A 25,652-nucleotide genomic window follows, 5' to 3' on the forward strand; every position below is an offset into this window, starting at 1 on the left:
GCCATCGGGTATGGTAACCGGCTTGATCTGTATCAACGAGGCGGTAGCCGGGCATCGCCAGTCGCTCGGCAACTGCCTGCACGCTTCCATACGAAATGGAGCGTGGGTCACCGATTGACCGCAGTCAAGCCGCGTGCGATCGTGGCAGCAACGCGCCGGTGGAGCAGCGGATGAAGCGATTCGATATTTTCAATGGCGATGCCGACGGCATCTGCGCGCTGCATCAGTTGCGGCTCGCCGAGCCTGCCGACACCATCCTGATCACGGGAGCCAAGCGCGAGATAACGCTTCTGCAACGCGCGAACGCGCAGCCGGGCGACAGCGTGACCGTGCTGGATATTTCGCTCGACTCGAACCGCGAGCCACTCATCGCGTTGCTGGATCTTGGTGTAAAGATCGACTATTTCGATCATCATTTCCCCGGTCCCATCCCCGCACACGCGCTGCTGACGACGCATATCGATACGTCACCGGATAGGTGCACTGCGCTGATCGTGGACCGCCATCTTCAAGGCCGGTACACGCGATGGGCGGTGGTCGCGGCCTATGGCGACAACCTGCATAGGGCCGCGCATCGGGCCGCCAGTGCGTGCGCGGTGAACTCGTCCGATGAGCGCAAACTGCGCGAACTCGGCGAAGCGATCAACTACAACGCCTACGGGGACAGCGTCGTCGATCTTGCCGTCGATCCTGTCGAGATGTATCGCGCCATTCAACCCTATTCGGACCCCCTTGAGTTCATTGCGTCGACCGGCGTGCTGCCCGAACTGCAGGCGCGACGAACGGAAGACCTCGAACTGGCCTTGGGACTCGCGGTAACGCGGCGGCTCGCCAATGGAACGCTGCACATTCTTCCCGACGCGGCGTGGGCGCGGCGCGTGCGAGGCGATTTCGCCAATCTCGTCGCGCGACGCGACCCGGCGCGAGCGCACGCGGTGCTGACGGCCGGCGCCGATGGCCGATACACGGCGAGCGTACGGGCTCCGCTCGATTGTCCGCGAGGCGCCGACGTCCTTTGCAGGAAGTTCGGAGGAAACGGCAGGGTCGCTGCCGCCGGTATCGACGGGCTCGATCGCGCGCGGCTCGACGAATTCGTGACAGCGTTCAGCGTTGCGTTTTGACGCGACGTTCGAGGAGCGGGTGACCGGTAATTCACCGCCGCATCGCAGTCGGCAGTGCGAATTCGCCAGGTGGCGCATCGAGCGCGAGGTAGCGGCCATGGAAGCATGCCCCTGTACCGGCATCGCCGGCGAGACCCGTGAAAACTTCTCCGTTCAGGAGGACGCTTGCTGCGGCCGATTGATGGCATAGTGGCTCTGGCAACGCGCACCGACGTTGCGGGAGGAAAAGCGATGGGCAACCTGTTTCGCGACCGCGCCGACGCTGGCAGACAACTGGCCCACGCACTGCGCGACTATCAGGGTCGCGGCGATCTGGTGGTGCTGGCTCTGCCGCGCGGCGGCGTTCCTGTCGCGTTCGAAGTTGCACGGGCATTGCATGCGAAGCTCGACGTTCTCGTCGTCAGAAAGCTTGGGGCGCCGCAAGACGAGGAACTGGCGATGGGCGCCATCGCGACGGGGGGCGCCCTTCATCTGGAAAGGTCGGTGCTTCGCGAACTGCAAATCAGTGACGCCGAATTGGCCGACGTGATCGCGCGCGAAACAGCCGAACTCGCGCGCAGGGAACTGGCGTACCGTGGGGAATGCCCGCCGGTGCCAGTACAGGGCAAGACGGTGATCGTGGTCGACGACGGCATCGCGACGGGGGCATCGATGCATGCGGCGCTCGACGCACTCCGCAGCAGACATCCCGCTCGGATCGTGGTGGCGATCCCGGTGTCGCAATCCGATGCGTGCACGGCATTCGAAGGAATCGCGCACGCGTTCGTGAGCGTGCTGCAGCCGGATTGGTTGATGGGGATCGGCGGGTTCTATGTGAATTTCGACCAGACGACCGATGAAGAAGTCCGCGCCTGTCTCGCCGCCGCGCGCGATTGGGAGCCCGAGCAGGGCTCGGACTCGGCCGGATGACGGCGCAACGAAGGCAGACACGGCGGCGGGCCGTGTCGAACATGGGGCATCTATCGACGGCTCACGTTCCGACCGACACGTACAAGAGCACGATCGGCGCCTTCGAACCATTTGGTATCGCCGAGCGTAACGGCGCGCCATAGGTGCAGCGCAAATCCACGAATCTCGACCATTGGACGCGCACGCCCGCGCCGATGCCCGCGAGCAGACCGGGGTTAGTTTCGGCTGGCTGGTCGATCGTGCTCCATACGCGGCCCGCATCGAAAAACACAAAGGGTTGCACGACTGCGTTGCTCGCGCCGAGCGAGATCGCAGGCGTGCGCACCTCGGTCTGAATGTTCCAGCCGCGATCGCCGAGCGTGACGTATGGGTCGTAGCCTCGCACACTGGACTCCCCGCCGAGCCCCATCTCCTCGCTCGGTAATAACGTGTTCGGCGTCCACTGGAACGTTCCGTTCGTGATCAGCGTGAAGCCAGCCCCAAGCGCGGTGGCACGAGACGCTGTCAACTGCATATAGACGTAGCGGGCCGTCGCGCCCTGCCGCGCGGCGTTAAATGCCGAATCCTGATTGTTGCCATCCAGTCCGCCCGGACTGGCGACGAGTGTCGCCGCGGCGTGCGCCGTGCCAGCCTCGGTCGGTTTGCTGATGTCGTAAGACAACACGAACTGATGTATGTGCGTATTCGAGTTGAAAACCTGGGAGCCGCCAAATTCCAGATCGTTGTTGCTGCGCTTGAAGTCGTATCCGATCTGGATCAACTGTGTCGTGTCCGTGATGGTCGGCAGACGCAAGTCGTAGCGAAAGCTGAGCTGCGCAGAAATGCCCGTTTGCCCATACGTGTCGGGCAACCGTGGCGTGCTCTGCGCGTAGACGCCGAACAACTCGATACTGTCGAGCCAAGGCAGCGGCGCCGTATAGTTCAGCGCGTGCGCGGTGAAGCGGGGCGCGGTTCGGGCGGCCTTCGATATTCGGATTGCCGCTGAAAAAATCGTTGCTGGCCGTGAATTGATAGGCGATCTGCTGATCGAGACCAAGCAGGTTGCCGTAGCCTATGCCTGCAAAGAACCGATCACGGCCGAGCTCCGGCACGCCTTCATTGTCATAACCCGCGCTTACGCGAAGCGGCAGCCGGTCTTCGGTTTGCAACACGACGTCGGTCGTGTCGGCGGCCTCACCGGGCGCAAAAACAGCATCGACCCGTCGGTAAGGATTCGCGTTGAGCACCGCAAGTCCCTTCGAGACCGCCGATTGCAGGATCGGTCCGCCGGGCTCGAGCGGCATTTCACGTTCGAGAAGCCTGCTCGAGAAGTAGGTGTTGCCGCTGGCGTGAACCCGACCCAGTTTGAATTCGGCAATGGCGATACGCACGACACCCGAGCTCACGTCCTGTTCCGGCACGTAGACGTCGACGAGCGGCTTTCCCGCCGCCCGATAACGCGCGACCACGGCGCGGCGTATCTCGGCGAGGCGGCCGAAGGTCAGCGGCTTGTCGAGGTCCGTGGCGAAGCTCTGCAGGAAGGCGGCGTCGAGTACGGGCAATCCTTGCGCGACGATACGACCTTGCTGCCTCGGCGATGCCGCCGCGGACGCGCCGGCTGGTTCGAAGACGAGCCCGGCAAGCCGCTCGACAGCGATCCGTGCAGACTCGGCCTGCGCTTCCGGGGAGGAGGGTGACGACGCGCTTCGCGGCGCCTGCGGTGCGGGTTGCGGCGCGAGGTCGCGCCATGCCTGTGCCGCTACTGGTGAAGTCTGCATGATGCCCGCAATGCACGTTGCGATCATCAGGACAGCAGTGCAGGCGGCGGATCGCGGTTTCATCGATCGCTTATATGCAAAGCGCTGTGCCTATTGGCAGCGTGGCCGCAGGCTGCGGCGACCAGCAGGCCGCCGCCCTCAACCCGATGTCGCGCATGCAATACGAGCCTTCCGTCGTTCATGGCGATACCTATTAACGGGTGTGGTGCATCGAATCCGGAGCCGCACGTCGAAATTATTCTAGTCGAAGCGCCTGCGCCAGTTTCCAAAAGCGATCCGAACCCTCTTCACACTCGCGAAATGCTATCGAGGAAACATTTAGTAAGGGTTTCCACGATATGTACTGACCCGCGTCTTGTCTTTACTCTTCTAGACTTGTCATACAACATGCGCGATGACGATTCTCTCGTGCGCCTACAACTATTTGTCCGGAGGGGACTCCATGTCCAAGCTGTCGTGCGATCTTGATAAAAATGCGCCCGCAACGGGCGACACCTTGCGCATTTCGCGCCGTGGCTTCATTGGCCTCGGAGGCGCGCTCGCCGGCAGCGCACTCCTGCAGGCTTGCGGCGGCGGAGTTTCCGCTTCCGCGGCAGGCGGAAGCAGTAGTTCCACGCCAGCGACGGGAAGCACGCCGTCAACGGCTGCGGCCGACCCGATCTGGGGTCCCAACGGCTCAGCGACGAACATCATTAATGCGCTGCAGAAGATCACGCAGAGCGCGTTCCCGGCCGTCGATTTCCAGGTCGAGCAGTACGGTGCGCAACCGTGCGCGGTCATTGCCCAGGCCAACCCCTACACCGGCAGTTCATCGCCCCTGAGTACGGGGGCCGGCGCGACCAACGCACCGGGATCGTTCGATTCACGTCCCGCTTTCCTCGCGGCAATCGCGGCCTGCAGTGCAGCCGGTGGCGGCCGGGTCGTGGTGCCGGCGGGCACGTGGTATTGCGCGGGTCCCATCGTGCTGCAGAGCAACGTCAACTTCCATCTGAGTGCGAACTGCACGATCTATTTCAGCCCGAATCCCGCCGACTATGCGAAGGACGGTCCGGTCAACTGCGGCGCCAACGGCAATCTTTACTACAGCCGCTGGCAGGCGAACGACTGCCTGAACTTCGGCTCGCCCGTGTACGCGCGAAATGCGAACAACATCGCGGTGACTGGCGAAGGCCCGACCTCGGTGCTGAACGGTCAGGCGATGACGCCGTTCGCCGGAAGCGGAAACACCAGCACTTGCTGGTGGACCTACAAGGGTTCCAGCGGCGCATACGGCTGCGCGGGGTCGACCACGCCGTCCCAGGCCTATACGAACCCGAACAACGTCGATCTGATGGTGGTCGCCCCTACCATTCCGGCCGCGCTCTACGCGATGTTGACCAATCCGGCTACGCCGTGGCAGCAAGACCAGAACTACCTGCCGGCGCTCTCCGAAGCGGGCGTGCCGGTCGCGCAGCGAATCTTTGGTCTCGGCCACTATCTGCGGCCGTGTATGGTTGAGTTCATCGGTTGCACGAACGTGCTGATGGAAAACTACCGAACCAACAACACGCCGTTCTGGCAGCATCATCCGACGGACTGCACGAACGTCGTGATCCGTGGCGTGACAGCCGACAGTATCGGACCGAACAACGACGGCTTCGACCCCGACGCCTGCAACACGGTGCTGTGCGACAGCGTAACGTTCAACACCGGCGACGACTGCATCGCGATCAAGTCAGGCAAGGATCTCGACACGGAGTACGGACCCGCGCAGAACCATGTGATCCAGAACTGCATGATGAATAGCGGTCACGGCGGCATTACGCTCGGCAGCGAGATGGGTGGCGGCGTGCAGAACATCTACGCGCGCAATCTGACCATGCTCAATCAGTTCTGGGCAACGAATTCGCTGAACATCGCGATCCGTATCAAGACGAACATGAACCGTGGAGGCTACGTCAAGAACTTCTACGTGAACGGCGTCACGCTTCCGCATGGCGTGAGCCTGACGGGTGGAGGCTACGGCAGCAAGATGCTGACGGGCAGTCCGATCAACGGCACCGTGCCCATCGGTGTGGCCACCGCAACCGCCGCCAACCCGTCCGCGTCTCAAGGCGGCCTGATCACGTTCGATTGCGATTACCAGCCTGCCGCCGATGCGATTCGCACACGCCCCGCGCTCATTGACAACGTCAACATCACGAACGTCAATGCTTCGAACGTGACATTGGGCAGTACAACCGGCTCCTGTTTCCAGGCCATCGTTGCACAAGGTCCAGTTGCGTTCGACTACAACGGTCCGGCGCCTGCGCCGAGCGTACCGGCAATCACGGGAGTGACGATTTCCAACTGCGACTTCGGCACGCCTGTGGCCGCAGGCCCCGCGAGCGCCAGCACGCCGGGTCCGATCTACCTCTACAACGTGCACGACATTACGTTGCAGAACGTGATCATCGCTGGGCAGACGCTCAATCAGACGCTGTCGGATCCGCGTTAAACACGACGCACCAAAGAGCGGCGAGGCGCCGCTCTTTGGCGTCGCACAGCCAAAGTGAAGTCGTCGCGCCGGGGGCTCTCAAGACGAGCCACTTTGCAGCTCGCTCATCAGGCTCGCCGCGTAGGCCGGAATATTCGCCGCTGGCTGTGGCGCGGCGAAGTAGTATCCCTGAACGATCTCGCAGCCGGCCACGGCAAGAAAAGCCAATTGTTCCGCTCGTTCGACGCCTTTCGCGACGACTTCGAAACGCAGGTTGCGGGCAGCACTTCCTCCCAGCGCTTTGCCTGTGCACAGGCAGTTTGCAGCACCCATTCTCCGATTGACGCAATCAAACCGATGTCTTCGGCCAGGGGTATAAACGTCGTTGCAGGTGTTTCGGGCCGCGCGGAATGATCTGCGATCTGCGGGCGCTCGCCACGCGACCGGCTGCACACCGCGCCGCCTGACTGGACGGAGAAGATTTGAAACGTGAGCCGCCAACAGCTTGAGATTTCACCAGGAGTTTGCGCGTAGAATCCATTCACGAATCCAATACGCCAGCGTCCGGCCAGCCATGTATGCCACGTCACGATACGATGCAGCTGCGTGTGTTATCCACTGGCTTGCCGTGTCGCGGTCGTGCCTACCGTTCGTCGATGGGCACACATCGGGAGCGCTATAGTGAAAAGCTCTGCCACACGCTACGGTTCAATTGCCCAATTCCTCCACTGGTGCACGGCAATTGTCGTGCTCGTGACGTTCATGTATGGGCCCGGCGGATCTGAACAGCGCGTCTACTCTTCGGTGCACGAGTTCGACCGGCGACTGCACGAGACTTTGGGTTTGTGCGTGTTCGCGCTCACCCTCGTCCGCCTGCTGTGGCGAGCATACGACGCGCGTCCCGAGACACCTCCAATTTCTCGCTGGATAGCTGTGATGGCAACAACCGTTCGATGGATGCTGTATCTGCTTCTCCTCGCGCTTCCGCTTACCGCCATCTCGGGCGCGTGGCTCGAAGGGCATCCGTTGACGCTGATCGGCGGTTACGATATTCCGCCTTTACTCAGTAGTTCGCATGGAGCAGGCTCAGCCCTCGCATCGCTGCACGCGTGGCTCGGCGACGCCATTATGTGGCTTGCGGGGTTGCACGCATTCGCGGCTATTTTTCATCATGCCTTCCTTAAAGACGACGTCCTGATCGCGATGCTTCCACGCTGGTTTCCGGCGGGACGGGCACGTACTGATGGTCGTAGTTCGAGTAGGTAAATTGCGCGAACGCACCGATCCTGTCGGTGATCTTGCCGGCGAGGAAGATGCTGGCTGAATCGAAAATAGGCAGACCGTCTTTGGGAGAGACGATATTGCCGCTGGCATCATGGTTGAGCCTCGTCCTGGTCACGTCGAGCATCGCCATCACGGCCACTGGAATCGTACGTTCACCGAAGGTATATCCGTTCAGCTTGAACATTCGACCGTACGGCATCAGTTCGGGAAACTGTCCGCCCGCGTGACATGCCACGCAGCTTTGCCCTGTTTGACGGGCAAATATAGGCAGCGCTCGAACTACCGCTAGATCTTCATGCGCTGCAGAACGCGGTCGCCGGCGACGAACTGATGAAACATCGCCGCTGCGATATGCAAGCAGATCACGCCGAATAGAACCCAAGCGAGGACGCCGTGAACATCGCCCATCGCATGTCCGAATGACGAACCCGGTGCCGACAGTGAGGGCAACGAAGCAAGTCCGGCGAGGCGGACCGTCCACGTGCGCGACGAAGCGTTGATCCAGCCGAGCAGCGGCACCAGCACGAGCAGCACATACAGCGCGAGGTGCGTGAGCTTCGAAGCGGCGCGAAACAGCGGCGGCAGGCTGTCCGGCGGCGACCGATGAGTCACGCGCCACAGCACCCGCAACACCATCGCTGCGAGCAGTGCGGTGCCGACGCCAAGGTGCCAGGCGATTTCGCCGTCCGGCACGGTATCGCGGTGCACGTCCGGCATCGTCCAGCCGATCACGAACTGCGCGGCAACCAGCCCGACGACGAGCCAATGGAGCAAACGTGCGACGATATCATAGCGGTGTTCAGTGGAGACTTGCATAGGGGAGCCTGTGAGTTGGATTCAGTCGAAACAGATCGTACACGGCCGCGCCTTAAGGCCAGGTTAAGGGGCAGTCGCCAAGGCCGCCTGTCTGCGCCGTTCCAACCACTCGAAGACCGCCATCCCCGCGATCATCGCCGCCACGAACACCCACGCTTTCACCGACCCGAGTCCGAGCGCAACGAGCGCCGGGCCGGGACAGAACCCTGCAATTCCCCAACCGACGCCGAACGCGAGGCTGCCCACCATCAGCCTTCGCGTGACGTGCGTTGACGCGGGAATCTGCATCGGCAATCCGAGCAGCGACTTGCCGCGGCGCTTCGCGATCGCGAAGCCGATTGCTGCGACAGCCACCGCGCCGATCATCACGAACGCGAGCGACGGGTCCCAGCGTCCTGCGAAATCGAGGAAGCCCAGCACTTTGGCGGGGTTGGCCATGCCCGACAACAGCAGGCCGAAGCCGAACAGCAGCCCGCATACGAATGAAACGACTGTTGCCATCCTATGCTCCGAGAAGATGTCGCGTGATATAGACGGTGACGAAGCCGGCCGCCATGAACGTCGCCGTCGCTACGAGCGAGCGCGTGGCGCCGCGTGAAATGCCACACACGCCGTGTCCGCTCGTGCAACCGCTGCCATAGCGGGTGCCGATGCCGACCAGAAAGCCGGCCGCGATCACGGCCGGCCACGACGCGTCGACGGTGATCGCGACGGGCGCACCGACCGCGCGCGCGATTACCGCGGCAGCGACCAGCCCGGCAACGAAGGCGACGCGCCATGCGCCGTCTTGCCTGGTCCAGCGCAGCAGGCCGCCGACTATCCCGCTGATTCCGGCGATGCGGCCCAGCAAAAGCGCCATCGCCGCAGCCACGGCGCCGATCAGCAGGCCTCCGCACAGGGACGCGAGCGGGGTGAAATGGTCGAGATCGATCATCGTTCAGGTCGACAGTCGTGTGGGTTGGAGGGAAGCGGCGGCGCTTACATCAGCGCCGCTTTGACCAGCAGGCCGAGCGCCACGCAGACGAGGATGCTCGCAAAGCCCAGTTGCACCTGACGCGCGGCGATGTGATGCGATGCAAGCCGTCCGCTGAGCATACCGGCGGCGGCGCCAGTGAACCACAACGCGACTTCGAGTGGAAGCGTTGCGCCGTGCGTGGCCGTCGCGAGAACGCCGCCACTGCCGACGAGTGCGATCACCATCAGCGAAGTCGCGACGATACCGTGCATCGACACGTCCGTCAGCTTGCGCATCATCGGCACGATGATGAAGCCGCCGCCGACACCGAGCATCCCCGTCATCAATCCCGTCAGCGAACCGGTGGCCGCGAGCGCGGCTGCGGTCGGCCAGGTCCAGCGAAAGCGGCCGGTCGCAGGGTCGACATGCGCGACGCAGATTGACCATTGTGCCTCGCGAGACGCGCGAGCGTCCGACGCAACAGCCGGAACGCGACCACCAGCATGACCGCGGCAAACAGCGCGAGCAGCACGCGTTGCGGAAACGCATGCGCGAGACGCGCGCCGGCGGCGGTCGCGGGCACCCCCGCGGCGGCCATCAGCAGCGCGGCGCGATAACGGACGAGCCGCTTGCGGAATGCCTCGAGCGCGCCCACCGCTGCGCCGCCGGCCACCGCGACGAGCGCGACCGGCGTGGCCTGCTGCAGCGGCCAGCCCATGCTGAACACGAGCCCGGGCACGGCAAGAATGCTGCCGCCCGCGCCAGTCAGCCCGAGAATCGCGCCGACCAGCGCGCCGACGGTGGCGTGATCCGCGCCGAACACTTGCCGCAGGCGGTCCGCGACAGGACTTCCGGCGGTGGTCAGGATTCGCTGGCGGTGGGCGTGGGTTTGCCGCGCAAGCTGACCGATGCGGAACTCGCGCGCAGCGGCGCAATTCCGCGGAAAACGCAGTGAGCTTGCCGCGCAGCTGGGATTGAGCGAGCGCACGCTTTATCGCCGGCTCAAAGCGATCGCGGGCGGTGAGGGAGCCTAACGTTTCCTCGGCGTAGTGGGGGAGCGTTCACATCTTCTCCCCCCTCGCACGGTCAGTGGCTTAGCTGCAAGTGAAACTGCTTGCCGAGTTCACGTCTCCGCTGGTATAGCGGGCCACCTTCGGATACGCGCAGAGCGGACGCGTGCGCCCGGCACCCCAGCTAGTCGGCACCTCGCCATTCGGTATCGCGTTGGTCGTGTCGCGAGCCGTTGCGATGACCCGGTTCGGCACTTGCCCTTGCTCGACCCATGCCACCATAGGCGTCAGCATGTCGAACTGATCGGCCGTCGGACCGCCGCTGCAGTGGTTCATTCCTGCTACCGTGAAGAGCCGGGCGAAATTGCTCGCGTCACCACCACTAGCCGTGGACAGGCGCTGATACCAGTCGGTCGTATCGTTCGACGAGAACACTGGATCGCTCGTCCCGTGATAGACGATCAACTTCGCGCCCCGGCTCCTCAGACCGCTCAAATCAGTCTCGTTCGGCGGGGTCATGAATGACCACGAAGTCTCGGAATAGACACCGCTCGTTGCGAAGATCTTCGGCGCGTCACTGTCCATGTCGAAGTTCAGAGCGTAGGCGCCGATGGAGCTGAGCAGCGAAGCGCTCTGCGGCGGCGACGTAAATACGAAGGCCGCCGCAGCCGGGTCAAGGCTGATCGAATTGCCTTGCTTCCACGCGGCCCAGCCTGATCCGTTGACACCGACGTCATACGGAAAGCTCGCATAGAGCGCAGTGCCAGCGCTATTTTTCGCCCCAGAAAAAATATTTCCAACGGCTTGCTTTTGAGCCGCCGTAAGACAGGTGCCGTCGCGCCCATTGCTCGAACATGTCGGTACGTCCGTGGCCAGGTCGAAGTTCGCCTGGCACGCTTTGATGTCTTGCACCATCCCGTCCGCTACACCATCCAGCGAATCGCACTTCGCGATGACCTTCGACGCGATGAGCTGCCTTTCAGCAGTCGTCAAGCCGGTGGTGATATCGGCAATTCCGGCCGACGTTTTGGCGGTCGCGACGGTAGCTAGCTGTTGTGCGCTCCACATCTGCCCGATCGCCGCCTTTGGCAAATGGAAGCCGGGGTCGCCGGCAATGATGCCGTCGTAATCCGCGAAAGACCTGGCTGCCGCCACCATCGCATGACGGCCGCCGTTCGAGCAACCTTCGAAGTAGCTGCGGTCGGGGCCCTTGCCATAGGCCAACTTGATCACCTGCCTGGCCATTGGCGTGAGCGTAGCAACGGCGTTATAGCCATAATCGAGGCGCGCCTGGGGATCGAGACCAAACAGCGGGTTTTGCGACCCGGAATGACCTGCATCCGAACTGATCACGGCGAAGCCCATGTTTAGAGCGTTGTTCAGCGGGCCCCCGCCACTGAGCACCCCCGTCGCCGGTGTCACACTACCGTCGAGACCACCGTTGGCCTGATAGAAAAAGCGACCATTCCACGCGATAGGTAGCCGCATTTCAAAACCAATCGCATAAGTTTGGCCGTCAACGGCGCTCGTGCGTTGATTCATTTTCCCTTCGATCACGCAATGTTCGGGCACGGACTTTCCTGCCACCGTGAGCGTTCCGGCCGGCACGTCGGTAACGGACGTGAACGTCGTGGCCGCAAACGTCAGCCTGGCGGCGAGCGCGCTGCAGTTTCCTGACAGCGTCGCGGGTTGTGCTGCGGAAAGCCGAGGCAATTGTGTCGCACTGGTGGAGAGCGAGTCGGAACCGCCGCCGCAGGCCGCCAGCATCGCGGACACTGCCGATACGCACATAGCAATTGAAGTTCGTTTCATTCTCGCCCCCTATCAGAACATGTGTTTAATGCCGACCATCACGCCCGTTTGACCCATGCCCGCGCCTGGCGTGGTCCCACCGCCGCCACCGCTGACCGAATAGCGCGCCTTCGCGCTGTTCGCGAGATACGCAGCCTGCGCATAGACCGACGAACGCTTGCTCAGAAGATAGGTGGTGCGTAACGTTCCCATCGTGGCGCGGGTATCGTGGTCGCTATTGATGATCCGAAACATTTCGCCATCGAGGAGGAACGCAGGCGTGACCATGTACGAAGCGCCCAGGAAGAACAGATCCGAACGGATATTCGGTACTGTCGGCGACTGGGTCACTACGCGGCGTCCAATCCAACCTGCGCCGATCTTCGCGCCTGCGTACTGCGCATAGGCGCTCAGTTGGGTACGGGCGTCCTTGTCCGCGGCGTTGATGAGAGGTGTCGGCGCAATTCCGTCGAAGAAGTTGGCGGCTGCGGTCGCGCCGCCGCGTTGCTCCTCGTACGACGCAGCCGCGCCGAAATATTGAGAGTCGTACTTGAGCATTGCGGACCAGTCGCGGCATTCCGTGGCGTGGCCTGGAACCGAGCCGGTACAGGTTCCTTGTCCCGGCGAGTTGCCGGTACCCGCCGCGTCCCGTCCGAATGAATAGCCCGCGCCCAGCGTAAAGCCCTTGTACGAGCCAAGATAGGTGATGGAGTTGTCGGCGCGTGCGTTGGGCACATAGGCATCCAGGGAGCCCATGCCGTAAATGTCCGGACCGATGATGTCGGCGCCCTGAACCGCAAGATAGGTCATCGTGTACTGACGGCCGAACGCGAGCGTTCCGTACGGGCTTTTCATGCCGACGAATGCCTGGCGTCCAAACAGCCTCCCGCCCTGTCCAGAACTGCCGTCGCGCACGTTAAAGCCGCTTTCGAGCGTGAAGACAGCGCTGTAGCCGCCGCCTAGATCTTCGTTGCCGCGCAGCCCCCAGCGTGATGGGAACTCTCCGGTAACGGATGGCATGCGAAAGACGCTGTCGCCCTTCGCGTTCGCGTGCGAGACATACTCGATCCCCGTGTCCACGATGCCATACAACGTGACGCTCGATTGCGCAAAGGCTCCAGTGCTCAGCGCGCATAGCGCACCGAACCTGAGAACGTGAGTCGACTTCAATTGCATGGTGATGTCTCCAGACCAGTTGTATGTTTTTTTGTTGAACTGCGATTGAGGGATCTTCGGTTTCAGGCGATTGCGGCGATGAGCGTGACGGGGATGCTGGCGCCGATCACCGTTGATGCAATATCAGGCAAGCTGATATAAAGAACAAAATAAAGCGCGTCCTGGAAGACGCGCCTGTCCGTCGCTATAGTTCCGTATTTGATATCAGGTATCCTGACAACGCAAGCATGAAATGTTCGGTAGATACCCTATGCAGCGGGATGGATGCGAGCCGAGCGTTGATCGGTGACGGCTGCCCTTCCGACGAGCAGCGCAAACTGTACGAGCTCGCCTACGCGCAGGTCCACTTCAATATGGACGCTCGCCGGCTCGCTGGTGTCGCCCACGCTGGCGCTGCGCATGCGGTGGGGCGAAGCTTGCCCGCAGGCCATCCTGCGTATCGAGCGCGATGTGCTCGAGCGTCATGCACAGCGTCATTTCGGCGACGCGGCGGGTGGGGCAATCGAATTCGAGCCAGAATTCGCACTGACGTCGGCACAGGGGTGTGCCTGATGCAGTTGCTGCCGATGCTCGCGGAAATCATGAGTACGGAGGCGCATCCGCTGCGCTATCCACTCGCATTTGAGCAGTTCGAGTCGACACTGCTGAACGCGCTTATCTACGGTCAACCGAACAGCGTACGAAGCGGCATGACGCGCGAGCGCAGACCGCTTGCGCCGTTTTATGTACGACGGGTGGAGGAATACATCCGTGCGCATTTGCAGGAGCCGCTAACGATCGAGCGGCTCGCGCTGACGGAGTGTGGGCTGACGATGCATCCTGAAAAGTCAAAGATCGTGTAGTGCAAGGACAGAAGTCGCACCCAAACCTACCCGAATGTGACCTTCTGGAGTTGACCCGCTTTCGTGGACACCTATCCTTTGGAACAGGAGGTGTCCATCATGGGTAAACGCGTACTTCGTCAAATACTTTTTCTGAAAATGAAATAATCAGAATTTATCGGCGCAAAATTGTTAATTGCCTATACGCCTTGAAGGGCAATCTCATGCAGGCACGGACGAAAGGGGCCGTCATCGTTAGCGCACGTAAACGTCCGAATCTTGACGGGGGATTATTCATCCGACAGCGACAACCGGCAACGGTGACCGTGGATTCCGGGCTTTCATGTATGCGCTGAACACGTAGGCCGGGGCAATGGGCGCGTTCGACATTCAGTCCGCGCACCTGCTCAACACTCCACACAACCACAATCACCAGAAAGATCGGGCAGTAGCCCCACTGGGTCCGGATGCCACAACAGCCCAAAGTACTATGCGGCGGGCCTCTCCCGAGATAGGCGACGCACATCGCGCATCCTTCACGCGGATTCCGGCTTTTAAATCAGTTTTCGATATTCTGGATATCAAACAATTGATGTCTGGTCGGGCGAGTGGGTATTCGCGGTCGATGGAGCGTGGCTCGCCAGAGCGGTCCGTCACGAAGACCAATACACTGACAAGGTTATATATACAGGTCTAGAATGAAATTGGCGTTGGGCCGTTCGCGAAATACTTCTCCCGAAACGGAAAGCGATTCGCGACGTGGCCAGGAATCCCCACACAGGACAGTGTCGCTCACTCCAAACGTGCGGTTTTCGTTTCGATGTAATCTGGACCAAAAGGGTCCTGATTAAAACGGGAGATGTTCCGATGTTGCGCATGAGCAAACTTGCCGATTACGGCACGGTGATCATGACTGCGATGGCGCGCGATCCCGATGCCGTCCACAGCGCAAGCAGTATTGCGGCGGCGACCGGGGTCGCGATGCCTACGGTGTCAAAGGTGCTGAAAGTGCTGACGCGCGGTGGTGTCGTCGAGTCGCTGCGCGGCACAAACGGCGGCTACCTGCTGCCGCGGCCGCCCGCGCGGATCACGCTGGCGGAGGTGATCGCCGTCGTCGACGGCCCGATCGGGATGACCGAATGCAGCACTACGCCAGGCCTGTGTATCCAGGAGGCGGCGTGCGCGGTGCGCGCCAACTGGCAGAAGGTCAATCGCCTGATTTACGAAGCGTTGCAGCAGGTCACGCTGGCGGACATGGCGGGCCCCACTTTGCGCGCAGTCGATATCAGCGCGATCCGCGCGCGTAGTATCTCCACCCATCGCGCGGGCTCGACGCCTGCGCCAAGTCGATTGACGGAGGCCACGCATGAGCGCATCCACAACCGGTTTCGATGAACTGATCAGCCGCGAATACCAGCACGGTTTCGTGACTGATCTGCAGGCCGATGCGCTTCCGCGCGGGCTGAGCGAGGATGTGGTCCGGCTCATTTCGGTGAAGAAAGACGAGCCGGCGTTCATGCTCGAATGGCGACTCGCGGCCTATCGCCACTGGCTCACGATGACCGAGCCGCATTGGGCGACGGTCGAACACCCGGCGATCGATTATCAGAACATCATCTATTATTCCGCGCCGATGACGCAGAAGAATCGTCCGAAGAGTCTCGATGAAGTCGATCCGGAACTGCTGCGTACCTACGAAAAGCTGGGTGTGCCGCTGAGGGAGCGCGAACTGCTGGCGGGCGTAGCGGTGGATGCGGTATTCGACAGCGTGTCAGTAGCGACTACGTTCCGCGAAAAGCTGGCGGAACTCGGCATTGTGTTCTGTTCATTCTCGGATGCCATACAGCATCATCCTGAACTGGTGCGAAAGTATCTCGGCTCGGTCGTGCCGCACACCGATAATTTCTTCGCCGCGCTTAATTCCGCCGTGTTCAGCGATGGCTCGTTCTGTTACATCCCGCCGGGCGTGCGCTGCCCGATGGAACTGTCGACCTACTTTCGTATCAACGCCCAGAACACCGGGCAGTTCGAGCGCACGCTGATCGTCGCGGACAAAGGCGCGTACGTGAGCTATCTGGAAGGCTGCACCGCGCCGATGCGCGACGAAAACCAGCTGCATGCCGCTGTGGTCGAGCTGGTCGCGCTGGAAGGGGCGCAGATCCGCTATTCGACCGTGCAGAACTGGTATCCGGGCGATGCGTCGGGCAAGGGCGGCATCTACAACTTCGTGACCAAACGTGGCGACTGCCGCGAGGCCAATTCGAAGATTTCATGGACTCAGGTGGAAACTGGTTCGGCAATTACGTGGAAGTATCCGAGCGTGATCCTGCAGGGCGATAACTCGGTCGGTGAATTCTATTCGGTGGCACTGACCAACCACTATCAACAGGCCGATACCGGGACGAAGATGGTTCACCTCGGCCGCAATACGCGCAGCACGATTCTGTCGAAAGGCATTTCGGCGGGCCGCGGAAAGAACGCGTATCGCGGCCTCGTGAAGGTCGGCCGTGCGGCGGAAGGCGCGCGCAACTACACGCAGTGCGATTCGCTTTTGCTCGGAAACCGTTGCAGCGCTCACACATTCCCCTACATCGAGGTCAAGAACCCGACCGCGAAGGTCGAACACGAAGCATCGACATCACGCATCGGCGAAGACCAGTTGTTCTATTGCCGGCAGCGTGGGTTGTCGCCGGAAGATGCGGTGTCGATGATCGTGAACGGCTTCTGCAAGGAGGTCTTCAAGGAGCTGCCGATGGAGTTTGCAGTCGAGGCACAAAAGCTGCTCGGCGTCAGCCTGGAAGGCGCCGTGGGATAACCCACAGCGATTCGCGAGGGATTCGGACCATGCTTGAAATCAGTAATCTGCAGGTCGAAGTCGACGGCAAGAAAATTCTGCGTGGCATCGATCTGGATGTAAGGGCCGGCGAGGTGCACGCGATCATGGGTCCAAACGGCTCGGGCAAGAGCACGCTTGCCCAGGTGCTGGCCGGGCGCGAGGACTTTGCTGTCACGGGCGGCGAGGTCTCGTATCTCGGCCGCGACCTGCTGGCGCTCGCACCCGAGGAGCGCGCACACCAAGGACTGTTTCTCGCGTTCCAGTATCCCGTCGAGATACCCGGCGTGAGCAACGTTTATCTGCTGAAGGCGGCGCTGAATGCGCAGCGGCGGTATCGTGGCGAGCCGGAGTTCGATGCGATGGAGTTTCTGCAACGGGTCAAGGAGAGGATGACGCTGATGCGGATGGACGAGAGTCTGCTGTATCGCGCCGTGAACGAAGGGTTTTCCGGCGGAGAGAAGAAACGCAACGAGATTCTGCAGATGGTCGTGCTGGAGCCCCGGCTCGCCATTCTCGACGAAACGGATTCCGGACTCGACATCGACGCATTGCAGATTGTCGCGCAGGGCGTCAACAGCATGCGCAGTCCAGAACGGGCGATCGTGCTCGTGACGCACTATCAGCGGCTATTGGACTACGTCGTGCCGGATCGCGTGCATGTGCTGGCGAATGGCCGGATCGTGAAGTCGGGGTCCCGTGAACTGGCGCTGGAGCTGGAGCGTAAAGGCTATGGTTGGATCGACGATGAAGCGGTGCAACCAGAAAATACAGCAAGCCAGGAAAGTGCGGGGCATCCATGAAAAACGAATCTCTTGACTATTTCCATCAGTTTGGGCAACTCGCGAAGACGTTGCCCGGCGTTGAGTTTCCATGGCTGCGTGCCGCGCGCCGAAGCGCGTTCGACCAGTTCGACGCGCTGGGTTTGCCGACCACGCGGCACGAGGACTGGAAATACACGAACGTGTCGGCGATTGGCAAGCGTCCCTGGCATTTCAAGGCACAACGCACGGACGATAGCGACGTGCGGCACGTCATCGATGAACTCAAGCTGGACCCTGCCGCGCATCGACTGGTCTTTGTCAACGGTCGGCATGTGCCGCGGCCGTCGAAACTGAATGGTTTGCCACACGGGGTATTTGTGGGCTCGCTCACCCGGGCGTTGAGAGAAATGCCACAACAACTGGAATCGGCATTCGCTTCGCAGGCGTATTCAGATGGCTTTGCCGCGCTAAATACGGCGTTTATGACGGATGGGTTTGCCATCGTGCTGCCGCCTGGCGAGGTCATCGAACAACCGCTGCAGATCCTGTTCCTGACCGACGAAGCGGGTCTTGCGGTGCAGCCGTTCAATGTCGTGCTTGCAGGAGCACGCTCGGGCTGCACGATCGTCGAGCATTTTGTAGGGCTGAGCGGCGACGCGTACTGGACCAATGCGGTTACCCGCATCGTCGCAGACGAGCAGGCGGACGTGCAGCACTACCGGTTGCAGCGAGAGGGCCCGAAGGCTTTTCATATTGCGTCGGTCGCCGCTGCGCAGCAACGGGGCAGCTGTTTTACCTCACATGCGTTCGCGTTCGGCGCCGCGTTGTCGCGCACTGGTATCGGCACAAGCCTGAACGCCGCGAACGCGGAAGCGACGTTGAACGGTCTCTATTTCGTCGGGGGCCGGCAGCACGTCGATCACCACACGCGCATCGATCACACAGAGCCGCATGGCACGAGTCGCGAACATTACCGCGGGGTGCTCGACGGCGCGGCGCGCGGCGTGTTCAACGGGCGCGTCATCGTGCATCGCGATGCACAGCAAACGGACACGCATCAGGCGAATCACAACCTGCTGCTGTCACGCGATGCGGAAATCGACACGAAGCCGCAACTCGAGATCTACGCCGACGACGTGAAATGCACACACGGCGCGACGGTCGGTCAACTGGACGACAACCAGCTGTTCTATTTACGTGCACGAGGTGTCGAAGAGCGCATGGCACGGGCGCTACTGACATACGCATTTGCGCGCGACATAGTCGAAGGTGTGCGCATCGATTCGCTGCGTGGCCGGCTCGAAAACCTGCTGTTCGCGCGCACCCCGGAAGGCGAGCGCATCAGGGAGCTGCTATGAAGCCGATCGAACAGATGCAGACGCCCGATCCGCGCAATGTCGAGCACTGGCGAGCCGATTTTCCGATTCTGGGCGAGCGCGTGCATGGCCGGCCATTGGTCTATCTCGACAATGGCGCCACGACGCAAAAGCCTGCCTCGGTCATCTACGCGGAAAACGCTTACTACCGGCATAGCAACGCCAATGTGCACCGCGGCGTGCATCTGCTGTCGCAGCGCGCGACCGATTCATTCGAGGCCGCACGCGCGAAGATTGCACGCTTCATCAATGCGCAGCGTCCGGAGGAGATCGTGTTCGTGCGTGGCACGACCGAAGCGATCAATCTCGTCGCCCAGAGCTATGCTCGCCCGCAGATCAAGCCCGGCGACGAAATCCTGATTAGCGCGATGGAGCACCATTCGAACATTGTGCCGTGGCAGCTCGTCTGCGAGCAGACGGGCGCGGCGCTGAAAGTCGTGCCGATCGACGATACGGGCGCACTCGATGCCGGCGCGTACGAGCGCTTGTTAAGCGAACGTACGCGGCTGGTCGCGATGACGCACTTGGCCAACGCGCTCGGCAGCATCAATCCGGTGGAGCGCATCGTTGCAGCGGCACACGCGCGGGGCGTGCCGGTGCTGCTGGATGGCGCACAGGCAATCACGCATCTGCCGGTCGACGTCCGCGCGATAGATTGCGATTTCTACGCGTTGTCCGGGCATAAGGTGTACGGACCGACTGGCATTGGCGTGCTATACGCCAAGGCCGCACTGCTTGAAGCGATGCCGCCATGGCAGGGCGGCGGCGACATGATCCGATCGGTAACGTTCGAGAAAACGGAATACAACGCGATTCCGTGGAAGTTCGAGGCGGGTACGCCGAACATTGCCGGCGCGATTGCGCTGGGCGCGGCGCTCGACTATGTCGACAGCATCGGCATGGAAGTCATCGCCGCGCACGAGAACGAACTGCTCGCCTATGCGACGGCCGCCCTGCGGGTGATACCGGGCTTGCGTTTTATCGGTAGCGCACGCGACAAGGCAGGCATTCTGTCGTTCGTGCTCGACGGCGTGCATGCCCATGATGTCGGCACGATTCTCGATCATCACGGCATCGCGGTGCGTGCGGGCCATCATTGCGCGATGCCGGTGATGCAGCGTTTCGGCGTACCGGCGACCGTGCGCGCGTCGCTCGCCCTCTACAACACGCACCAGGATATCGACGCGCTGATCGAAGGTCTCGGAAAGGTCAGGGAGATATTCGGAAAATGAGCGATCTGCGCGATCTGTATCAGGAAGTCATCTTCGACCACTACCGGCGGCCGCGTAACTGTCATGGACTGTCCGGTGCCAATCACACGGCTGAGGGCTATAACCCGCTGTGCGGCGACCGGATAACGCTTTATCTGCGAATCGAGGACGGCATCGTCAAAGAAGCGAGTTTCGAAGGCGCGGGCTGTGCAATTGCGACAGCATCAGCGTCGCTGATGACCGAGGCGCTGAAAGGCAAAACGGAAGCAGAGGCCGAAGCGCTGTTCGGGCGCTTTCACGACATGGTGACAACACCCGCTGCAGGGCAGGCGACAGCCGCGCCGGAGATGGGCAAGCTGGCGGTGCTGTCCGGTGTACGTGAATTTCCCGAGCGTGTGAAGTGCGCGACGCTGGCCTGGCATACGCTCCACGCCGCGCTGCACGACGAGGATCGCCCCGTTTCGACAGAGTGAGGCAGACGATGAGCACATTCGACTGGCTGAAGCGCGCTGAGGCCGCACAACCCGGCAGTGGCACGACAACAGAAGGTCTTGAAGAACGCGTGATCGATGCACTGCGCACCGTGTTCGACCCGGAGATTCCGGTCAACATCTACGATCTGGGGCTTGTTTATGGTCTTGACGTGGACGAAGCCGAAGGCCGCGTTGGGATCCGCATGACGCTGACCGCGCCCGGCTGCCCGGTCGCGCAGACCTTCCCGGCGACGGTGGAGGATGCGGTGTTCTCGGCGAGCGGAGTGAACGACGTGCACGTTGAACTGGTGTGGGATCCGCCGTGGTCGAGAGACCGGATGTCGGATGCGGCGCGCCTGCAATTGGGGATGCTTTGACATGTCAGACTGGGTCGACGTCGCTGCGATCGGGGATTTTCCGGCCGGGTCTGTTCGCAGCGTCGAGGTCGACGGCGCGCAGGTTGCTGTGTTCAACGTCGACGGCACCTGTTATGCAATCGAGGATGTCTGCCCGCACGACGGCGGCATCCTGACTGGCGGTGTGGTCGAAGGCGACGTGGTCGTCTGTCCGCGCCACGGTGCACGATTTTGCATCAGGACCGGAAAGGTGCTGGCGCCGCCGGCATATGAGGATGTGGTGGCGTTTCCGGTGCGGATCGAGGCGGGCGTCGTTCAGGTGCGTGACGAGCGGTGGGATTGAGGTGCGCTGTCGACCGGCTCTCGTTCTCAGTAAGCGGCTCAGCTGGGCCGTTCGTCCGTTCGCGCGCGCGTGAGGCATGATGGCGAACTGGAGCTGGCGGTCAGGTGGCGGGATTCGGCGGACTGGCTCGCGTGTGCAGTTTGTTGGCCACACACCAAGGCAGGAGCTCGTCGATGCAATTGATTTTGTGATCGGCGATGTGGGTTAGCACGTAGTCCAGGTAGGCGCGCGGATCGATGTCATTCAGTGCGCAAGTTCCGATCAGTGCGTACATCGCGGCTGCCCGTTCGCCGCGATGTTGTTGTCGATCTCGAGCGTACCGTCTTCGCAATACAGCGTCAGTGCGCTCCACTGGTTCAGCGAGTAGTTGATTGCCCTGGCTGCATCGGACTTTGACGAAAGCGTTTCGAGCTTTGCCCTGAGCCACGCTTCGTAGATTTGAAGCAGTGGCCTGGCTCTCTCCTGCCGTATTCGCAGCCGTTCGGCCGCTGGCTTGCCGCGAATGGAGGCCTCGATGTCATAGAGCCCGCCAATATATTCGAGCGCCTTTTGCGTTGTGTCGGACGGCGTGCGCACGTGGACGTCGTAGAACTTTCTTCTCGCGTGGGCATGTTGTCGGGAAATGTCAATTGCGGCCGAATAAGCGCGATCGAGGCCCGGGGTCGTGTGATCGACTGCTTTTCCTGCAGCGGTTATGTACAAGACCTTCTTGAAGTTTCCCCAGGTTCATTTCGCCGAGGAGCGTTTCGACGTCATCGGACAATGAGGGTTCATAAAGCCCACAGATCATTCGCGGCTCATCAGTTTCCTCACGGCTAGACAGGTAGGTCCTGTTCAATCAGGTTATTGAGATATTTCGAGGATCGAACCTTCATCTCACGCACCGCGCGTTGTGGGGCGGCATAGCCATCCAGTGAGATGGTCTTCGGCGGCTTGCCCTGATGTTTGAGAGCTTTCCTGAAAAAGGCTTTGGCCGCCTTCACGTCGCGCTTTGCACGTAGCATGAAGTCAACTGTCTGGCCGGCCCGATTCACCGCCCGGCGGAGCTACACCCACCTGCCGCGGATCTTCAGCTACGTTTCATCGACACGCCACGACGGCTCTCTATTCGTTCAGCAGGACACTCTAACCGATTCGCTTGCGCCGTTTGCACCATGTATGGACGACTCCCTGGGGTTACGACTCCGCAGAATCGTCGTGCTGTAATGGTCACCGCCCTGTCATTATCCGGAGGATTTTCTGCACGATGCGCTCATGCTGCTCCAGCGCCTCATCAAGCGTACTTGCTCCGTAGCTCCTGTTGTCTTGCGCCTGCATTCCGGCGACGCGCGTCACGAACAGCAAAGCCTCCCCGGTTTTCGGTTTGGCCACACCACGGAAGCGGGTCGTGACCGTTACACCGTAGTCGTCCAGCAGTGTGCGGCGGAAGATCAGTTCGTTTTCCGTCATCCAGCGCGACCACGCGCCGTGGTCGAACACCTCGACAGGCCTGTTCTTCGCATCGAGAACATAGATGCGCTCCGAGTTGGACGAGACCGGTGGCGTCTTCATATTTCAATGCAAAGGCGTGAGAAGGAAGTCGGTCGCCTCCCGCCACCAGGTTTCGTCGACGTGGCCAATCCAGTCGTTATGGTCAGCCGCCTTCACCACCACGAGTTTTCTCGGTGCGGACAGCGAGTTGTAAAGCGCCTCGCCGTAGCGCGTAGGGACGATGCTGTCGCGTTCCGCAACCACGACGAGAATCGGGCGGTCGAACGACGCCAGATGGGTCACGCTGTCGTATCGGTCGCGCAGCAGCCACCTCACGGGCAGCCACGGATAGTGGTAAGCGGCGACGTGCTCGAGCCGATCCCATGGCGTGATGAGCATCATGCCTGCGATCTTGTCGCGTTCGCGCGAGCCGGCCGCAGCCACCACGCCGGCCCCAAGCGATTCGCCGATGAGCAGCAGCGGCGCTCCATAGAGGCGATGTGCGAGCGCGATGGTTTGTTGAGCATCGTCGACCAGACTCGCTTCGCCTAATGCACCGGTGCGCGGCCCGTAGCCTGGATATTCGGCGAGAATCACGCGCAGCCCGAGCCGGGTGAGCGCCGCGGCATAGAATGAGCGGTGGCCGGCATGCCCCGCGTTGCCATGAAAGACGATGACCGTGGCGCGCGCGGACCCGGCCGGCTCCGCCACGAGGCCCCTGAACGCCTCAGGTGTCGGCCAGGCGCGCAGTCCGCCGGAGGTGACCTCCTCGATTGCGGCCTTCTGAGGGAAGTAGAGAAAACGATCCTGCAAGATGGCGACTCCGGCTAACACGGTCATGTACGCGACGGCGAGGCCGACCATCATTCGGGTGAATTTCATCGTCTTGCGCTCGACCCACCGAACTTTTCGATAGCACACACCCAGTTTAGCGCGCGGTCGCCACCGCTCATATTCAGGCGTGTCGTCAGGATGTGGGCGTCTAAGTTATGGTACGGAGAGTATTTCCCTGCCTTGTATCCTCGATATTTTCCGAGCGACGCGACCAGGCGCGGGGTTGGTCCGTACGAAGCAGCCCAGAACAGACTGAAATCGAGCGCGACCGACGCTAGCCGTGCGAAACAATGCTACGTCCCGGCTCGTGCGCCCGCTTTTTGGCGCACCTCGCATCGGACGAATCCGGACCCCTTATCCTCAAAGCCGTCATCCGCATGGCTGGTTCTCCAGAAGACCTGCCTGATAACCGTCGCGTACACTTCGGCCATAGCGGTCGGTTGCCGATCGGGCAGCGTGCGGCGGCAGCAGGTCGCTTTGCTGACCTTCGCAAGCCGGTGCCGATGAATGTCTGCTAAGTCATGGATGGATGAGTCTTGCCGACCCAGAGCCGACTTCCGGCATGTCGAAGCATCAATGGCTCTTTGAAGAGTGAAGCGGACTTTCGTCGCGGAAAGGCTGCTGGTGGGTCATCGGCCTGAGCCGACGTTCGCCGATCAAATTGGTGCGGCTGTCGCGTATCGCGTTGCTGACTTTTACAAACTGGCGTCGGCGAATGTCAGCTCTCTCTGTCCATCAACGAGTCTTACCGACCCGTCCAGACCTTTCACAGTCCGATCGCCGACGGCCTCAAAGGTATGCCGTCAAAGGTGCGGCAAATCGTCAATGCATTTTTCGACATGATCGCCAGGGACATCCGTGTCGATCCCGGCGGTTCCGTCGGTGTGAGAGACAGACACAATTTTTGGCCCGAGATACCGTGTGCCACCAAGCGTAAAAAGGGACCAAACAACATCTCCCCGACGGATCGCGGCGACGACTTCGACCACCTCCACAATCGCCGGGGGGGACAGCCATTCACGCGTCGCCGGATCGACGGGAGCCCAACGCACATGGGTAAACCTGTCGTTCGTCGGGTTGATGCGAACGGCGTCGATAGCAAAAGTTGTCACATCTACCTCCATCATCCTGACAAAGGGATGTGTGCATTATGCGCCGCTTCTTTTGCCGGGGATCAGCAGGATCGGTCGTGAGGGCCGTTGTCAGCCCTTGCTGCACGTATCGCTCTCGCCTGACGCGTGCCCCCGAACTGGATGTCTGGTGCGTGCGGCGAATACTCCGGGACAGCCCGGACCTGGATAGTGAAGCCTAAGCGGAGTTCTCGTCGCACCACTGAATCGCCCAACGCTGCGCCGCCTCAATGGCATCCGCGTCGGAGGGGTAATCGCCGAGGTCGCCCGAATACTTTACCTCGACGGCATCGCCACTCGCCGAGGCGCGCCGGTAGATCTTCGCGCGAGCGTAATAGCGGCCGCCTTCATCAAGAGGTGACGCGTCGATGTGGAATTGTTGGTAGTCGAAATGCATGGCTGTCTCCAAACGATTGCCCTAATCGTCGTCGCGTTGGACGAGGTGGACCTCGTTGTCACCGCCAAGGTCGCTCTGTCAGTGTATTCGCAGGCCAAACTCAACGCTGTGGCAAGACGACTGAACGAGCGTCCAAGAAAGACACTGGACTACGAGACGCCCGCCGAACGATTCCAGCAAACTATTGCATCCACCGGTTGAATCCGCCGGGCGGACCCGCCGTCTGAATGTCTGCGCGACGGAACGGACGAATGACGCTTGATGGCCGGCAGTACGCGTTCACACCAACCACGGGAAAGCTGCCGTTGAGAATTCCAACGTCACCTCTGTAAAACGTTCATCGAACTGGTGCTATCGGCCATGACCGGTC

The 25,652-nt window shown here is 61.4% G+C and carries 25 protein-coding genes and 6 pseudogenes; 16 read left to right on the forward strand and 15 right to left on the reverse strand.

The window, feature by feature from the left end:
- Positions 1–170 precede the first annotated feature (170 nt).
- Together OKW40_RS03045 and OKW40_RS03050 are read left to right on the forward strand one after the other, a co-directional pair.
- The gene (locus OKW40_RS03045; protein ID WP_429354986.1) at positions 171–1,121 is read left to right on the forward strand and encodes an acetyltransferase; all 951 of its coding nucleotides are present in this window, start codon (positions 171–173) and stop codon (positions 1,119–1,121) included.
- Positions 1,122–1,352: 231 nt separating this feature from the next.
- Positions 1,353–2,030 (forward strand): phosphoribosyltransferase, encoded by a 678-nt coding sequence (locus OKW40_RS03050; protein WP_184059222.1) that lies wholly within the window; start codon positions 1,353–1,355, stop codon positions 2,028–2,030.
- 61 nt (positions 2,031–2,091) lie between these two features.
- Here OKW40_RS03050 and OKW40_RS03055 read toward each other — a convergent pair.
- Positions 2,092–3,814, reverse strand: a pseudogene (locus OKW40_RS03055) (ShlB/FhaC/HecB family hemolysin secretion/activation protein).
- 47 nt (positions 3,815–3,861) lie between these two features.
- Between OKW40_RS03055 and OKW40_RS03060 the strand changes: the two are divergent.
- Both OKW40_RS03060 and OKW40_RS03065 read left to right on the forward strand, forming a co-directional pair.
- Positions 3,862–3,984 (forward strand): hypothetical protein, encoded by a 123-nt coding sequence (locus OKW40_RS03060; RefSeq protein WP_429488076.1) that lies wholly within the window; start codon positions 3,862–3,864, stop codon positions 3,982–3,984.
- Between the two features lie 245 nt (positions 3,985–4,229).
- Positions 4,230–6,263: a glycoside hydrolase family 28 protein gene (locus tag OKW40_RS03065; RefSeq protein WP_429402411.1), complete on the forward strand. Its 2,034-nt coding sequence runs from the start codon at positions 4,230–4,232 to the stop codon at positions 6,261–6,263.
- Between the two features lie 78 nt (positions 6,264–6,341).
- Here the strand turns inward: OKW40_RS03065 and OKW40_RS03070 are convergent, their stop codons facing one another.
- Positions 6,342–6,575 carry an EAL domain-containing protein gene (locus tag OKW40_RS03070; RefSeq protein WP_429488078.1) on the reverse strand — a complete coding sequence of 78 codons (234 nt, stop codon included), beginning with the start codon at positions 6,573–6,575 and terminating at the stop codon, positions 6,342–6,344.
- 420 nt (positions 6,576–6,995) lie between these two features.
- Here OKW40_RS03070 and OKW40_RS03075 point away from each other — a divergent pair, with 420 nt between their 5' ends.
- Entirely contained in the window at positions 6,996–7,508 is a 513-nt protein-coding gene (locus tag OKW40_RS03075; protein WP_429488480.1) for a cytochrome b, read from the forward strand.
- Here the strand turns inward: OKW40_RS03075 and OKW40_RS03080 are convergent.
- From OKW40_RS03080 to OKW40_RS03100, 5 genes and pseudogenes are all read right to left on the reverse strand, one after another.
- Positions 7,423–7,710 (reverse strand): hypothetical protein, encoded by a 288-nt coding sequence (locus tag OKW40_RS03080; RefSeq protein ID WP_429488498.1) that lies wholly within the window; start codon positions 7,708–7,710, stop codon positions 7,423–7,425. The two genes, OKW40_RS03075 and OKW40_RS03080, sit on opposite strands and share 86 nt — an antisense overlap.
- A 101-nt stretch (positions 7,711–7,811) precedes the next feature.
- Entirely contained in the window at positions 7,812–8,342 is a 531-nt protein-coding gene (locus OKW40_RS03085; protein WP_429402412.1) for a cytochrome b, read from the reverse strand.
- Between the two features lie 63 nt (positions 8,343–8,405).
- The gene (locus OKW40_RS03090; protein ID WP_184058742.1) at positions 8,406–8,843 is read right to left on the reverse strand and encodes a YeeE/YedE family protein; all 438 of its coding nucleotides are present in this window, start codon (positions 8,841–8,843) and stop codon (positions 8,406–8,408) included.
- A gap of 1 nt (position 8,844) precedes the next feature.
- The gene (locus tag OKW40_RS03095) at positions 8,845–9,276 is read right to left on the reverse strand and encodes a YeeE/YedE family protein (protein WP_429488080.1); all 432 of its coding nucleotides are present in this window, start codon (positions 9,274–9,276) and stop codon (positions 8,845–8,847) included.
- Between the two features lie 44 nt (positions 9,277–9,320).
- Positions 9,321–10,120 (reverse strand): annotated as a pseudogene (locus tag OKW40_RS03100) (sulfite exporter TauE/SafE family protein).
- Positions 10,121–10,205: 85 nt separating this feature from the next.
- Here OKW40_RS03100 and OKW40_RS03105 point away from each other — a divergent pair.
- Complete coding sequence (locus OKW40_RS03105) at positions 10,206–10,331, forward strand: helix-turn-helix domain-containing protein (protein ID WP_429354980.1); 126 nt, start codon at positions 10,206–10,208, stop codon at positions 10,329–10,331.
- Positions 10,332–10,391: 60 nt separating this feature from the next.
- Here OKW40_RS03105 and OKW40_RS03110 read toward each other — a convergent pair whose 3' ends face one another.
- Together OKW40_RS03110 and OKW40_RS03115 are read right to left on the reverse strand one after the other, a co-directional pair.
- Positions 10,392–12,119, reverse strand: a complete 1,728-nt coding sequence (locus OKW40_RS03110) for a tannase/feruloyl esterase family alpha/beta hydrolase (protein WP_429488082.1) — start codon at positions 12,117–12,119, stop codon at positions 10,392–10,394.
- Between the two features lie 12 nt (positions 12,120–12,131).
- Entirely contained in the window at positions 12,132–13,274 is a 1,143-nt protein-coding gene (locus tag OKW40_RS03115; protein ID WP_429488084.1) for a porin, read from the reverse strand.
- Between the two features lie 369 nt (positions 13,275–13,643).
- On the opposite strand from OKW40_RS03115, the pseudogene OKW40_RS03120 reads away from it, so the two are divergent.
- The 9 genes and pseudogenes from OKW40_RS03120 to nirD all read left to right on the forward strand — a co-directional run.
- Positions 13,644–14,065: pseudogene (locus tag OKW40_RS03120) on the forward strand (AraC family transcriptional regulator); the annotation flags it as partial.
- A gap of 948 nt (positions 14,066–15,013) precedes the next feature.
- Entirely contained in the window at positions 15,014–15,490 is a 477-nt protein-coding gene (locus tag OKW40_RS03125; RefSeq protein WP_429488086.1) for an SUF system Fe-S cluster assembly regulator, read from the forward strand.
- Positions 15,462–16,910 carry a Fe-S cluster assembly protein SufB gene (sufB, locus tag OKW40_RS03130; protein ID WP_184058734.1) on the forward strand — a complete coding sequence of 483 codons (1,449 nt, stop codon included), beginning with the start codon at positions 15,462–15,464 and terminating at the stop codon, positions 16,908–16,910. Before OKW40_RS03125 ends, sufB begins: the two co-directional genes overlap by 29 nt.
- 29 nt (positions 16,911–16,939) lie before the next feature.
- A complete protein-coding gene (gene sufC, locus OKW40_RS03135) occupies positions 16,940–17,731 on the forward strand; it encodes a Fe-S cluster assembly ATPase SufC (RefSeq protein WP_184058733.1) in 792 nt (263 codons plus the stop codon).
- On the forward strand, positions 17,728–19,050 hold the full coding sequence (gene sufD, locus OKW40_RS03140; protein ID WP_429488089.1) for a Fe-S cluster assembly protein SufD: 1,323 nt from the start codon (positions 17,728–17,730) through the stop codon (positions 19,048–19,050). Before sufC ends, sufD begins: the two co-directional genes overlap by 4 nt.
- Positions 19,047–20,300: a cysteine desulfurase gene (locus OKW40_RS03145; RefSeq protein ID WP_316251658.1), complete on the forward strand. Its 1,254-nt coding sequence runs from the start codon at positions 19,047–19,049 to the stop codon at positions 20,298–20,300. Before sufD ends, OKW40_RS03145 begins: the two co-directional genes overlap by 4 nt.
- Positions 20,297–20,752 carry a Fe-S cluster assembly sulfur transfer protein SufU gene (gene sufU / locus OKW40_RS03150; protein ID WP_184058729.1) on the forward strand — a complete coding sequence of 152 codons (456 nt, stop codon included), beginning with the start codon at positions 20,297–20,299 and terminating at the stop codon, positions 20,750–20,752. Before OKW40_RS03145 ends, sufU begins: the two co-directional genes overlap by 4 nt.
- 8 nt (positions 20,753–20,760) lie before the next feature.
- Positions 20,761–21,129, forward strand: coding sequence for an SUF system Fe-S cluster assembly protein (locus OKW40_RS03155; protein ID WP_090811480.1), 369 nt, complete (start codon positions 20,761–20,763; stop codon positions 21,127–21,129).
- A 1-nt stretch (position 21,130) separates the two neighbouring features.
- Positions 21,131–21,451, forward strand: a complete 321-nt coding sequence (gene nirD / locus OKW40_RS03160) for a nitrite reductase small subunit NirD (RefSeq protein WP_090811477.1) — start codon at positions 21,131–21,133, stop codon at positions 21,449–21,451.
- 100 nt (positions 21,452–21,551) lie between these two features.
- On the opposite strand, the pseudogene OKW40_RS03165 reads toward nirD, so the two are convergent.
- The 6 genes and pseudogenes from OKW40_RS03165 to OKW40_RS03190 all read right to left on the reverse strand — a co-directional run.
- Positions 21,552–22,060: pseudogene (locus OKW40_RS03165) on the reverse strand (IS66 family transposase); the annotation flags it as partial.
- 218 nt (positions 22,061–22,278) lie between these two features.
- Positions 22,279–22,548, reverse strand: a pseudogene (locus OKW40_RS03170) (DDE-type integrase/transposase/recombinase); the annotation flags it as partial.
- Positions 22,549–22,660: 112 nt separating this feature from the next.
- Positions 22,661–23,002 carry a hypothetical protein gene (locus OKW40_RS03175; protein WP_429488091.1) on the reverse strand — a complete coding sequence of 114 codons (342 nt, stop codon included), beginning with the start codon at positions 23,000–23,002 and terminating at the stop codon, positions 22,661–22,663.
- A gap of 3 nt (positions 23,003–23,005) precedes the next feature.
- The gene (locus OKW40_RS03180) at positions 23,006–23,803 is read right to left on the reverse strand and encodes an alpha/beta hydrolase (protein WP_429488093.1); all 798 of its coding nucleotides are present in this window, start codon (positions 23,801–23,803) and stop codon (positions 23,006–23,008) included.
- A gap of 755 nt (positions 23,804–24,558) precedes the next feature.
- The gene (locus tag OKW40_RS03185) at positions 24,559–24,867 is read right to left on the reverse strand and encodes a hypothetical protein (RefSeq protein ID WP_184058723.1); all 309 of its coding nucleotides are present in this window, start codon (positions 24,865–24,867) and stop codon (positions 24,559–24,561) included.
- Between the two features lie 196 nt (positions 24,868–25,063).
- The gene (locus tag OKW40_RS03190) at positions 25,064–25,282 is read right to left on the reverse strand and encodes a hypothetical protein (RefSeq protein WP_090811471.1); all 219 of its coding nucleotides are present in this window, start codon (positions 25,280–25,282) and stop codon (positions 25,064–25,066) included.
- Between the two features lie 75 nt (positions 25,283–25,357).
- Here OKW40_RS03190 and OKW40_RS03195 point away from each other — a divergent pair.
- Positions 25,358–25,483: pseudogene (locus tag OKW40_RS03195) on the forward strand (IS30 family transposase); the annotation flags it as partial.
- Positions 25,484–25,652: the final 169 nt, after the last annotated feature.

Origin of the sequence: Paraburkholderia sp. RAU6.4a (assembly GCF_050435625.1) — a bacterium.
Classification (GTDB): domain Bacteria; phylum Pseudomonadota; class Gammaproteobacteria; order Burkholderiales; family Burkholderiaceae; genus Paraburkholderia; species Paraburkholderia tuberum.